This window comes from Ruegeria sp. YTSC106 (assembly GCF_059609765.1).
The window spans coordinates 36,209-48,629 of record NZ_JBXWMI010000001.1; the positions used below are offsets into that span (position 1 = coordinate 36,209).

Here is a 12,421-nt window from a genome sequence, read left to right on the forward strand (position 1 = left end):
TCAGGCTCCTTGCGGTTCGACCAGCATCCGGCCGCGCATTTCCATGTGCAGCGCATGGCAGAACCACTGGCAGTAGAACCAGTGCACGCCCGGACGGTCGGCAGTGAAGGTGACCGAGGCGGTAGCCAGCGGCGCCACTTCCATAGCGATACCGTAGTTGCCCAGGCAGAAGCCGTGGGTCACGTCGTCCACGTCATCGAGGTTGGTGATGTAAACCGTCACCTCGTCACCTTGTTTGACGGTGAACTTCTCGAGGCTGAAAGTCGGCGCCTGCGAGGTCATGTAGACCCGCACCTTGTTGCCGTCCCGGATCGGTTCTTCAGCGCCTTCTTCCAGATCGATGCGATCGGCCTCGGCCTGTTTGCGGGCGTCTTCCCACGTGACGTCGTTGCGATCCCAGACGTTGACCGGGTTTACGATGTCGCTGCGTACAATGATCGAATCGTGCGGTTCGGCAAAGGTCGGGCCGTCATGCACCACTTTCATCTCATCCGACGAAATGTCGATCAGCTGTTCGTTCTCGGGCTTAAGAGGACCAACGTTCAGGAAGCGGTCTTTCGAAAACTTGTTCATCGAAATCAGCCACTTGCCATCGGCATCCTTGGTTTCGCCCATGGAGGTAGAGTTGTGACCCGGCTGATAATGCACGTCGACCTTCGAGATGATCGGGTCCACGTCCTCGCCATTGTAGGCGCGGATGGCCTTGTCGATGTTCCACTTCACGATCTGGCTGTCCAGGAACAGCGTGGTGAAGGCGTTGCCCTGACCATCATAGGCGGTGTGAAGTGGGCCAAGACCCAACTGCGGTTCACCAACGATGCAGGACCGCGGGTCGGCATCGCTTTCGAACAGCGCGTCCAGCTTGGCGACGTCCATGATCGACACGGTCGGCGACAGTTTACCGTTGATGCAGACGTGCTTGCCGTCTGGCGCGGTGTTGATGCCATGTGGCGAATTCGGAATCGGGATGTAGCGGGTGTATTTCTTGTTCTGACCCTTACGTCCGTCCAGAACCTTGACGCCCTTCAGCTCCTGATAATCGCCGGCTTCGATGCCTTTTTCGATTTCCGCAAGGTTGAAGACAACGACGTGGTCCAATTCGTTCTCGGTCATCTCGGCCAGGTTCATGCCCATTTCCGAGTTGTACGAGGTCGAATAGGCGTATTTACCCTGATAGTCGCAGTCGGTGTTGTCGAGGTTGCCGGACACGATCACCTGCCAGGCGACTTCCATGGTGTCGCCGTCCAACGCGGTAAAGATGTTGACGTATTGCGACGGATCGTCCAGCACGCTGCCATCGTTGACCAGCGGCGTTTCATCTTCACCATTGGCAAAGACATAGCCGGTGCGCGGGAATTTCTGCGGACGCAGACCGTGGATCGCCTTGGCGTTCGGGATCTCGGTGATCTTGTCGCATTTCATCACGTCACAGCGCACACGGGCGACGCGGGTGTTGGCCTTGTCGTTCATGAACAGGTAACGGCCGTCATAGGTGCCGTCGGTGAACGACATATGCGGGTGGTGAAGGTCGCCGTTGTCATAAGTTTTCATGCCACGCTTGGCGAGAAACTCCTTGGTTTCAGGCAGCAACCCTTCGGTCATAATCTTCAGTGACTCGTTGGTCTGACCCCAGCCCGTGGCCGAGCAGCGGTTGAACACCGGCACCCGCATCAGTTCGCGCATGGACGGGAAGCCCAGGATGCGCAATTCACCGGTCTGACCCGAAGACCAGAAACCGTAATACTCATCCAGCTCGCCGGGTTCGAGATTGGCATTGGCCGCAGCGCTCGCCTGTTTTGCGGTCATCAGGGTCGAGCCCAGACCAGTCCCGGCCAGCACGGCGCCGGTTGCAGTTGCACCCAGCATCCCGCGGCGTGTGACGGTTAGTTTGTTGTCATGTTCCGACATGTTCGTTCCTCCTTTTAGGAAACGGATTGCGGTTTGGCGTTCGGATGGTTCGCCGGTGGTTGTCCGAGGGGGGTCTTTGGTTGGACCGACCCTGTCTTGGCCCGCCGTTTCAGTTGGCGGATAACGACGGGACATTTGTCCTCGGACTGGTAGAGCACCTGACAATGCAGGCAGGTGACGCACTCGTTCGGATTGATCTCACCGGTGGGATGGATCGCCTGAACGGGGCATTCATTGGCGCAGGTTTGACAGGGCGTGCCACAATCCTTGTAGCGGCGCAGCCAGTCGAACATGCGGATACGGGCAGGGATCGCCAGTGCTCCGCCCAGCGGGCAGAGATAGCGGCAATAGAACCGTTCGATGAACAGCCCGATTCCCAGCAGGGCCAGCGCAAAGACCACGAAAGGCCAGTCGCGCATGAATTTCAGAATGATCGCCGTTTTGAACGGCTCGACCTCGGCGTATTTCTCGGCCAACGGGATCGAGACAAAGCTGAGGCCGAAGAGACCGAGGAAGATCATGTATTTTGCAGGCCACAGGCGCTCGTTCAGTCCCCAGGGCAGAGTCCATTGCGGTACTTTCAGCGCGCGGGCGATCTTGTTGGTCAGCTCCTGCAACGCACCAAACGGGCACAACCAGCCGCAATAGGCGCCACGCCCCCAGAACAGCAGCGCGGCAGCGACAGCGAACCACTGGATAAAGACCAGCGGGTCCAGCAGGAACGCATCCCAGGAGAACCCGGTGCGCAAGCTGCCCGCCAGCGCCATCAGGTTCACCACGCTCAGCTGCGCGTTGGCGTACCAGCCGATGAAGAACAGGGTCATGGTCAGATAACCGATGCGGAACCAGTAGAAGACCCGTGCATTCATCGTCGCGTGGAATTGGAAGAAAAACGTCGCAGTCAGCACCAGAAGCATGACGCCAAGAACGCCAATTTCGACAGTGCGATCCTTCCAGATGCGCTGCCACAGGGCAGCTTTGGCGGCGGCTTCGCCGGTTGCATCCTCTACAACCGTTGAGGCTGCAACGGGCAGCAGGTAATGGTCAGGCAGTTTGTAGCCCAGATCGAATGTCAGAAAGGTTTTCTCAACTGCTCCCACGGCACGCTGAACCAGCAGTTGCAGGCGGAACGGCTCTGTCGGGTCGAACTCGGCATCGGCGGGAATCTTGAAGATATCCAGCTCAGTGAAACTGGGTGCATCAGGGGCTGCAACCTTGCCAAGGCGTACTTGCTGTTTGTCGAAGAACCGGACCGAGTTGTCGCCCTGGATCAACTGAATTCGATCGAAAATCCCGCCGCGCACATAGCCCGACCCCTTGAAGCTGTAAGTACCGCGACCTAGCACCAGAATGGCCTGTTCGCCCTCGTCCAACCAGTTCACAAGGTTCTGGTATTCGGCGTCGCCTAGCAGTGATTTTCCGATCGACGGAACCGAGACAAGCGCCATATGCATGTCGATGAAGGTGTCATCCGGTTCGCCCGGCTCGGGGCGTTTGATCGCGCGCTGGTCGCCGGTGGCCTCGAAGGCGGCATTGACCTGCCCGACATCCAGCGTCAACCGCCGGATCGAGCCGTCACCCGACAGGGTCGACCAGTCATGGACCGCATTCTGCGCCATATCGACTTCGCGCTTTGGCCCATCGGCCTGCAACGGCGACAAGCCGCCCAGACCCAACGCACGCGCCACCTTGATGCCGCCACGCACAAGGCTGTCGTCGATCACCATGATCGTGACGGTCGCGCCCGAGATGATGTCGAGGTCGTGCCCCTCACCCCCGGTTTCAGCTTCAACCTTCAGGTCAAGGCCGGCATAGCCTTCGGTCAATTCAACCATGCGGGAATTGGGGATGCCGATCAGCACGATGGGTTCCGAGTGCTTGACCAATTGCACTCCGGTCAACACAGCATCGTTATCGATGGCGGCAACGACGTGGATCGGTTTGCCTGAATAACCCGTCGTGCCAACAAAGTCCGAGGTCAGGAATGCCCAGGCAACGGTCTCGCCGCCCTTCAGGACGGGGGCGACCTTGACGTCATCGCGCACCGGGCCAAAGGCATCGGCACCGGGGGCCAGATCGGCAGGTTCGATGTCGGGCAGGAAACTGGCCAGGCTGTCGGCATGGGCGCTGATCGCCATCAGGCAGGACAGGGTGAAAGCCAGCAGGAAATGGATTGCGTGTCTTACGACCACGGCGCACCTCCGATTGCTAGGGTGGGCGCCACGGACGCGCGCAGGGCGCGTTCAGATTCTTCTTGGGTAGCAAACGGGGGCCCTCGGGTTTCGGGCCACAGTCGCCTTGAGTTGTACAAAGTGCACAGATCCTCGATTGCAGCGGGTACGATCCGTACATTTCCCGATTGCGTCAGCGATGGCTGGTCAGGCAGCGGCGCTGCCGTTGTCACCGCGCACAGCGCGCAATCGGCGCATTTCGGGCAAGGTGCGGTCGGGTCATCAGTGCCTTCCTCAAGGTCCACTTCAACCCAGACCGCCCCTGCCTCCGAGCAGATCTCGATCCACATGCTGTCCCCGGGACTCGCCAGCACCGGGCCAAGCATCTGCAAAAGCAAAAGGAAAATACCCACCAAACCGCACACCGCGCGGGACACGCGATCAAACAGGCTATGCGGGGGGCGGAAGGTAGGCATTGAGAATCCAGCTCGGCGTTCTTTTCTGAACCGTAGGGGATTCTCTCAGGTGGAGACTTGACTTAGGTCAGGTGCCTGACAAATTGCACCTACCCGTCGGCCTCGTCCATCAATCCGCGCAACCACCGACCGGCCAACCATGCCGCAGGAATGCCCAGCGGAATCGACCAGAGGATTGCCGGAACCGGTTCGATTGCACCGAACCCGACGCTGTGCAGGATAAGGCCGAGCAAAAACAGGTTGATGGCCACGGTTAACGCCGTGGCCGGATACAGCAGAATGGCCAGTTTCCAAACCGGCCATTTCCCCTCAGTGGCTGGTTCCTTCCGAGAAGGTGATCTTGTTCCAGACATTGTATTTCCCCGAAGGTTTGCGCATCGGCAGGCGGCGGACCTCTTCCAGCGTCTGCGCGTCATAGACGATTACGGCGCCGTCATCTTCCCAGATCGAAACCAGTGCGTGGCTGCCATCCCTGGTAAACTCGACATGGGCCACGGTTTTTCCGGGAGCGGGGCGCAGGGTCTTTACGATTTCAAGGCTTTGCTTGTCGATGACATGCATTGCGTCCTTGTTGGGGCCGAAGAAAACGTCGGCCCAGACATAAGGCGAATTCTCATGGCTGCGCATGAAGAACCCGGGGCCCTCGGTCTTGATCCGTTTGACGGTTTCCCAGCTTTCCATGTCGATCACCGACACGGCGCCGTCTGTCAGGTGCGGCGTGGCCATCACGGTCGTATCGCCGTGTTTCCATGTGATCCCCGAGCCCAGATGTGGCATTCCGGGCAAATCCAGATCGGCCACCTTGTGCCCGATCACCAGATCAATCACTTGTCCGCCCTTGCCATCGCGGGACGCTCCCATGACATATTCATAACTCTGGTCGAAGAAGAAATCGTCAAGGTAGTCAGGCGTAGTGATCTTGCGCACCGGGAAGGGGTCGGGGTTCTTGAACTGGCCTTCGATGCGGAAGTCATGACCAAGCCCGGATTGCGGGGGATTGGCGCCGTAGAACACTTCCCAAATCTCGGGCACATCCTTCAGCGCAAGAACAAAGCTTTCCCGCGGAGGGGCCTGGTAGACAGCGGAAACGCGGCTGGGCAGGCCCTTCTTGCTTTTGACCTCGATGACCTTTGCGACTGAAAGGTCTTCGGTGGACAACACTGTCAGGCTGTTGGGCAGGTAGTTCGCCACAGCCACCCATTTGCCATCGCCGGACATGGCGATATTGCGGCTGTTCAGGCCGGCACGTACACGGCCCACCTGTTTCAGTGCCCAAATGTCGTACTTCTGAACCCACCCATCGCGGGACATGATGAAGACGTAACGCCCATCCGGGCTGAATTTCGGTCCGCCATGAACGGCGAAAGGAGTTTCGAACCGGTCCAGCACTTCGAACGTATCCCCGTCCAGAACGCTGACATGGTGATCCCCGGTCTCGACGACCAGCGTGATGTTCATTGGGTCGCTGTCCCAGACGGGTGTATCCACCGGCACATATTCCTCGTCCAGCGTCCGGCTGGCCATAATCTCAGCCTCGTCCCATTCCGGATCGGATTCCAACGGCGATTTCAACCAGCCTGCCAGTTCCTCGATTTGCAGAGCATCCAGCTCGTGCGAGAATGCGGGCATTTGTGTCGCCGTGCGACCTTCGGCAATCACGGCAGCTACCCGCGGGCCCCGCATGCGCTTGAGTGTTTCCGGGATCAGCGCGGGGCCAACTCCGCCCAGACGGTTTTCGCCGTGGCATGAAGCACAATGTTCAGCGTAGTCCGAAGGGGCATCCGCCCATGCGGTTCCTGCCAGAAGTACGGACCATAATGTGCTGACCGTGAGTGTCTTAAAAGAACTGATGCGCCGGATCATGGCTTTTCCCCCGGAACGGTGTGACCTGAAGGCGCTCACCTGCGGTATCCACACCGATTTCCTGGTTGGTCAGGTAACAGGCTGGATCCTCGGCCCATGGATCACCGGTCAATTGCAAGGCGCGGATGCGGGTATTGCCGCCGCACACGTCCTTGAGTTCGCAGGCTCCACAGCGCCCCTTCAGCGGGCGTGGGCGGGTGCGGAGCATGGCAAGCATCGGATCATCGCTGGTCCAGAGTTCGGAAAACGATTTGGTCTTTACGTTGCCGACTGTGTAATCGGACCAATAAGTGTCCGGGTGGACCCGGCCAAGATTGTCGATATTGGCGACACCCAAACCACTCGAGTTTCCGCCCCACGCGGCCAGGTGCTCGCGCACATGTGCCGCTTTTTCGGCGTTGAAATGCGCGCGAATCCAGTTCAGGAAATATCCCGCGTCGGCGTCATTGTTCCCCGTCACGATATCCAACGGACGACCGCCCGATGCGGCCTCCCAGGCGCGTTCCAGCAACAGGTCCAGACCCTTGCGGGTGCGCTGATGTTCGGCGTCTTCACCCCGGTTCTTGTCGCCGCGCCCCGCATAGACAAGGTGAGACAGGTAGAACTTGTCGACACCTTCATCGTCACACAGTGTCAGCAAGTCAGGCAAGTGATGTTGCGTGCCTTCGGTCAGGCAGAACCGCAGGCCGACCTTGATACCGCGCTTTTTGCATTCGCGCACGCCGCGCAGGGCGTCAGCAAAAGCGCCCTCGACGCCACGGAACCAGTCATTCGTCGCTCCAATCCCGTCCAGCGAGATGCCGACGTAGTTGAATCCGACATCCGCTATCATATCGGCCGTTTCGTCGTAGATCCGGGTGCCGTTGGTCGACAAGGCCAGCATTGGCACCAGATCACGGGCCCGTTTTGCGATGTCGAAGAAATCGAACCGATCCAGCGGTTCCCCACCCGAGAGGATCAGGGCCGGGACGCGAAATTGGCCCAGATCCTCAAGGGTTACCATGGCTTGCTCATGGCTGAGCTCACCCGGGAACGCGACATCCGCCGAGACGGTGTAGCAATGGCGGCACTTCAGGTTACAGCGCCGCGTCAAATTCCAGATCACAACCGGCTTTACCGCGCCGGGGCGACGTTTGCGCACCGGAGTCGGTTTGACCAGCTGATGCATGTATTCGGTCAGGCGGAACATGTATCAACCTTTCTGTCTCAGGCGCAGCCCGGTCTTTTTCAGGATGCGCGTGGAATAGAGGATGTCGCTGCCCCGGCAGGCCGATCCCAGAATCGCGGCGATCTGGCCGCGTTTGTCTTCGACCTCGTCGCGCGACTGGCCGTGGACCATGGCGAACAGGTTGTAGGGCCAGTCGGGCAGGGCACGAGGCCGTTCATAACAATGGGTGACGAAGGGCAGGGCCCCGATATGAGCGCCCAGTTCGCCGATCAGGTCATCCTGTACATCCCAGACGGTCATGCCGTTCGATGTCATGCCCAGCTTATAGTGGTTGGGGGCTGCGGCGATCCGTCGGATCACTCCGCGCGCTTTGAGGGATGACAGTCTCTCAAGCAAATCATCTTCCTGCAGCCCCAGCTCGTGGGCAACCTGAACATACGGGGCCGGGGTCAGGGGTAAGCCCCCCTGCAGCGCCTCGATAATCTGTCTGTCTGTTGCGTCGATCATGCCGCTACCCGAAACCCGATAAAGAATTCCTGAAGTTTGGGGAAACGTAGAACGCAGATCCCCGTTTCCCATTCGATGGCATCGGCGGCGGCCTCGATCCCCTCGGGTGTTTCGGTGGCCAGCACGAACCACATGTTCAGCCGGTGCGTACGTTCATAATTATGGGCCACCTCGGGATGTGCATTGACTTTGGTCAGGACGGTTTTGAAATCTTTGGCTGGAACGGCCATTGCACAAAGGCAGAAAGCCCCACCCATGGCCGCGGCGTCGAAAAATGGACCGAAGCGCGTGATGACGCGGTCTTCTTTCATGCGGCTCAGACGCGTCAGCAAATCCGCCTCGGACAGGCCCAGCTCTGCGGCCACGGTTGCGTAAGGATGCGAGGTCAGTGGCAGATCATCTTGCACGCGATTCAGGATCGCCCGATCCGTTTGGTCCAGCGTCATGCGGCAGCCTCCTTGGCCTGAATCAGCGCTCCGGTCTGCTTGAAACAGCGGGTTGAGAAAAGAACTTTGTGCCGTGCTCCGGCCAGTTCGGTCAGTGCAATCGCACCCGCCAATGTTTCCAAGGCCTCGCTTCGGGTTCTGGCATGGATCATGGAATACAGGCGATATGGCCAGACATCGGGCACCGGATTACGCTCATAGCACAAAGTCACCCCTGGGTAAGCGGCCAAAGCGGGACCAGCGGTGTCGATCCGCTCTGCCGGCAGATCCCAGACCACCATCGCATTGGCCGACCAGCCAAGTGCCCGGTGACGCACGATGACGCCGAGCCGCGAGATTATTCCGGCGGCATGCAAGGCTTCGACCCGCTCCATCACGTCGATGACATCCCGTTTCAGCGAACGAGCCAGAGCGGCGTAGGGTTCTGAGACCAAAGATAGCCCGGAACTCAGAGACTGTAGCAGGCAACGATCGCCCTCGCGCATGACAGATGCATCGACCTTTCGCGCTGTGGGCACGTTCTTTGTGCCTCCAGTCATGCGAAACCCAAGATCCACGTTGAAAGGACGCACCAGCCGCAAGTCCAGCACTTGCAATCCGGTGGATCGACTGATCCGCGCAAGGGTATTGTTGACATGCGCGCGATCCGGCCCGGTCGCGACAAACCACAGGTTCCACGCGTCTTCACGTTGATAATTGTGGTTCACGCCGGGTTCAGCATCGATCTGGGCGGCGACCTCCTCCAACCGATCTTCCGGAGCCGACACGGCAGCCAAGGTGCTGGCCGTCACCGCGCCGGGCGTGATGGTTGCACCAACCCGTGTAATGCGGCCTGTGGCGCGCATTCGGGACAGGCGATGAATGACTTCGGCCTCGTCCAGCCCGAGAGCGTTACCCAACACCTGAAACGGTCTCTCAGCAACTGGAAAATCGCGTTGAAACTCGTCCAGCAGACGGCGGTCGATCGGGTCCGTAATATGTCGCATCGGTTACAGCCCTGTTCTGTGGGCGCGAGCAGTGAAGAAAATGCCGGACGGGCTGTCTGCATCGATCTCGCGCAGTTTTTCAAAGCTATGCGTGTCGTAGACCATGACCTTGTTGGCGTCGCGCACGCTGATCCAGACCTCATGCCCGCGCGGCGTAAACTCCATGTGCAATACGGCCGGGCCGGGTTTGAATTCGTGGATGATCTCTTTGCTGACGCTGTCGATCACCTGAATCGTATCGTTCAACGGGTGGGCGAAATTGACCCAAACCTGCCGCCCGTCGGGACGTGCCATGGCGAAAACCGGCTGGCCATGGGTTTTGGTGCGCCCGGTTTCGGTCAAGGTTTCCGCGTCGATCCAGAGAACCTCGTGATGGCCAACGGCGGGCAGAACAAACTCGCTCCCGGTCAACGCCCAGCCTTCCAGATGGGGCATCTTGTAGACCGGCATTTCTTCCTGCCCACGCCCGTAATCGGGCAGAACGCGGATCGGCTCGGGGGATTCGGACCACAGATCAAGCGCGGTCAGGCCGTCCTCGCCAAACAGGCCGGTGATATAGGTGCGGCCATTGGCGGTAATCAGCGCGTCATAGGGGTTCTTGCCCATGTCCGGGATTTTGGTGATCTCTGGTGCGCCCTTTGCGAAATCGGCTATCCAGGTTTCCCCAGTGTCCCACATCGTGAAAACGAACCGCCGACCCGGCGCATCGACCAGGCCGATGGTTTTGCTATCGGTCGGGATGTCAGCGACCATCTCCAGAGTGTCCGCATCAAAGACGCGCACGCCACCGGGTTCATAGTTCGAAACAGCCACAAGCTTACCATCGTCCGAAATCGCTCCTCCAATGGCGTTTCCGGCCTGCACGACGCGGTTCACGACCTGACGGGTCACGATGTCGATCTTGGTCAGTCCTCCGTCGCGGCCAAACACATAGGCAAACCGTTCATCGGGCGAATAGACCAGAGATGCATGAGACAGATCGCCCAACCCCTCAATCCGGGCCAGAGCTGCACGGTCGGATTGATCCACCAGCAGAACCGAGCCCTTGGCACGTTCGATGACGAGGCCAAGATCGCCTGTCGCGGTTGGTTCAGCCTGAGCTGTGGACATCATCAATGTGGCTGCAAGGCCAAGGATGAAGCGTTTCATTGTGACTCCTGTTCCAGCAGGTAACGGGCGATCCACTCGGCTTCTTCTTCACTGATCAGAGGCCGCCATGGGGGCATCGCGGTGTCAGGGATGCCGTCAAGGATGACGCTGGTCAAAACATCCGCGTCGTAGTGGCCCAGTGTTTCACTGCGCAGGTCAGGACCAAGGCCGCCCTTCAGGGACAAGCCGTGACAGGAACCGCAATCCTGATGCACAAGTCTTTTCAGGGTGTCGGGGTCGATGACATCAGCCGCGAAGGCGGAGGTCGCGGCCAGAACCGCAATGGTCAGGCAGGTTCGCCCAGTCCATCCCGACCGCCCCGGCGATCTGCCGGCACGTGTTGGGTCAATCCCTCGGTCTCTTCTGCCCAGCTTAGCCATGGGCCTGTTCCAGAAGCTCGGTCAAAGGCTGTTCGGCATAGAGCGAAACCACCTTGCCAATGATAAACAGCGTCGGCGCCTTCAGCTCGGCTGCGCGCACATCCGTGGCCAGTTGGTCAAGCCGTGACACAAGACGACGCTCATCAGGTGTTGTGGCCTTGCCCACTGCCAAAACCGGTGTCGAGCCCGGCAGGTTTTCGGTCATCAGCCCCATGGCGATCTGACCGATATTGGCAACGCCCATATAAACCACCAATGTCGAGTCCGGATCGGCAAGACGTTTCCAGTCCAGATCCAGCACTTTGTCGGCCTGCCTGTGCCCGGTAACATATTGAACCGAGGTTGCCAGCCCGCGATGGGTCAGCGGCACACCCGTCGAACAAGACGCCCCCTGGGCTGCCGTAATGCCCGGTGCGTACTCGACAGCAACACTGCGGGCAATCAGGTAAGCAGCCTCTTCCGAGCCGCGACCAAAGATCATGGGGTCGCCGCCCTTCAGCCGTGCAACCGTGTGACCAGCGCTGGCCTCTTCGAGCAGTATTTCGTTGATGCGGTCCTGCGGAACGGTGTGGCATTTGGGGGCTTTGCCGACAGGGATCAGCCGTGCGCCTTCCGCGTGTAAATTCAGAATGTCGGCTGACACCAGCCTGTCATAAACCACTACGTCCGCTTCTTGCAGCATCCGCAGTGCGCGCAGGGTCATCAGTTCGGGATCGCCGGGGCCTGCGCCAATCAGAAATACCTTACCGCTCATGTGCAAACTCGCTTGGTCTGAAAGTCTTCGTAACCCGGTGTCCCATGCAGATCCGTTGCGTTTGCAAGACGTTGCTGGGTGAGCCGGGCGGGTCTTGAGGGAAGACTGGCCCATTCGATAACCAACCTCCTTGACATAAGTTAAGGAGCGCGGGATTTGCCTCCGCGCTCCTTCATCTTGCCTGTATTGTGCCTTGCTTCAGGGTTCGACGGTGATCATTCCGATCATGTTCTGTGTCTCCCAGTGCGGGCCGCACAGATAGTCCTGTGGGCCTGGCGTGAGGAAGGTCAGCTCAACTGATTCCTCCGGGAACAGGCGATCACTTTCAGGTTTGCTTCCGTCTTTCAACAGAACTGAGTGGCTGGTGCGTTTGTCGACATTCACCCACCGGACAGTTGTGCCTGCCTTAACCGTCAACTCGGACGGGCAAAAATTGTATTCATACATAAGTACCACTTCAGCGTCCTCGACAGCGGACGAGGGTTCTCCGAACAGCTCGACGTAGCGCTCTTCAGCCTCGGCACAGATTTCGGCGGTCTCGTCCGCCCAAGCGGGCGCGGCCAGAAGCAACAGCACAGGAAGAAGGCGTTGGGGTTTCATGGTCCGTGTCTCC

The 12,421-nt window shown here is 59.3% G+C and carries 13 protein-coding genes; all 13 read right to left on the reverse strand.

Annotated features, from left to right (window positions below; genetic code table 11):
- On the reverse strand, positions 1–1,908 hold the full coding sequence (gene nosZ, locus AC2FEB_RS00165) for a TAT-dependent nitrous-oxide reductase (protein ID WP_496883779.1): 1,908 nt from the start codon (positions 1,906–1,908) through the stop codon (positions 1–3).
- A 14-nt stretch (positions 1,909–1,922) separates the two neighbouring features.
- Positions 1,923–4,046, reverse strand: a complete 2,124-nt coding sequence (locus AC2FEB_RS00170) for a 4Fe-4S binding protein (RefSeq protein WP_496670994.1) — start codon at positions 4,044–4,046, stop codon at positions 1,923–1,925.
- Positions 4,047–4,090: 44 nt separating this feature from the next.
- Positions 4,091–4,555, reverse strand: coding sequence for a DUF2946 family protein (locus AC2FEB_RS00175; protein ID WP_496670893.1), 465 nt, complete (start codon positions 4,553–4,555; stop codon positions 4,091–4,093).
- An 89-nt stretch (positions 4,556–4,644) separates the two neighbouring features.
- Positions 4,645–4,908: a hypothetical protein gene (locus tag AC2FEB_RS00180; RefSeq protein WP_171169778.1), complete on the reverse strand. Its 264-nt coding sequence runs from the start codon at positions 4,906–4,908 to the stop codon at positions 4,645–4,647.
- A complete protein-coding gene (locus AC2FEB_RS00185) occupies positions 4,865–6,418 on the reverse strand; it encodes a cytochrome D1 domain-containing protein (protein WP_496670888.1) in 1,554 nt (517 codons plus the stop codon). The genes AC2FEB_RS00180 and AC2FEB_RS00185 overlap by 44 nt, the downstream gene beginning before the upstream one ends.
- Positions 6,393–7,607 (reverse strand): heme d1 biosynthesis radical SAM protein NirJ, encoded by a 1,215-nt coding sequence (nirJ, locus tag AC2FEB_RS00190; protein ID WP_496670885.1) that lies wholly within the window; start codon positions 7,605–7,607, stop codon positions 6,393–6,395. Before nirJ ends, AC2FEB_RS00185 begins: the two co-directional genes overlap by 26 nt.
- A gap of 3 nt (positions 7,608–7,610) precedes the next feature.
- Positions 7,611–8,093 carry a siroheme decarboxylase subunit beta gene (gene ahbB, locus AC2FEB_RS00195; RefSeq protein WP_117873478.1) on the reverse strand — a complete coding sequence of 161 codons (483 nt, stop codon included), beginning with the start codon at positions 8,091–8,093 and terminating at the stop codon, positions 7,611–7,613.
- Complete coding sequence (locus AC2FEB_RS00200; protein ID WP_496670882.1) at positions 8,090–8,539, reverse strand: Lrp/AsnC family transcriptional regulator; 450 nt, start codon at positions 8,537–8,539, stop codon at positions 8,090–8,092. Before AC2FEB_RS00200 ends, ahbB (AC2FEB_RS00195) begins: the two co-directional genes overlap by 4 nt.
- Positions 8,536–9,525 carry a siroheme decarboxylase subunit beta gene (gene ahbB / locus AC2FEB_RS00205; RefSeq protein ID WP_117873474.1) on the reverse strand — a complete coding sequence of 330 codons (990 nt, stop codon included), beginning with the start codon at positions 9,523–9,525 and terminating at the stop codon, positions 8,536–8,538. Before ahbB (AC2FEB_RS00205) ends, AC2FEB_RS00200 begins: the two co-directional genes overlap by 4 nt.
- 3 nt (positions 9,526–9,528) lie before the next feature.
- Positions 9,529–10,674 carry a cytochrome D1 domain-containing protein gene (locus tag AC2FEB_RS00210; RefSeq protein WP_496670879.1) on the reverse strand — a complete coding sequence of 382 codons (1,146 nt, stop codon included), beginning with the start codon at positions 10,672–10,674 and terminating at the stop codon, positions 9,529–9,531.
- A complete protein-coding gene (locus AC2FEB_RS00215) occupies positions 10,671–11,054 on the reverse strand; it encodes a c-type cytochrome (protein ID WP_496670877.1) in 384 nt (127 codons plus the stop codon). Before AC2FEB_RS00215 ends, AC2FEB_RS00210 begins: the two co-directional genes overlap by 4 nt.
- Positions 11,047–11,808: a uroporphyrinogen-III C-methyltransferase gene (gene cobA / locus AC2FEB_RS00220; protein ID WP_496670876.1), complete on the reverse strand. Its 762-nt coding sequence runs from the start codon at positions 11,806–11,808 to the stop codon at positions 11,047–11,049. Before cobA ends, AC2FEB_RS00215 begins: the two co-directional genes overlap by 8 nt.
- A gap of 198 nt (positions 11,809–12,006) precedes the next feature.
- Positions 12,007–12,408, reverse strand: coding sequence for a cupredoxin domain-containing protein (locus tag AC2FEB_RS00225; protein WP_496670874.1), 402 nt, complete (start codon positions 12,406–12,408; stop codon positions 12,007–12,009).
- Positions 12,409–12,421: the final 13 nt, after the last annotated feature.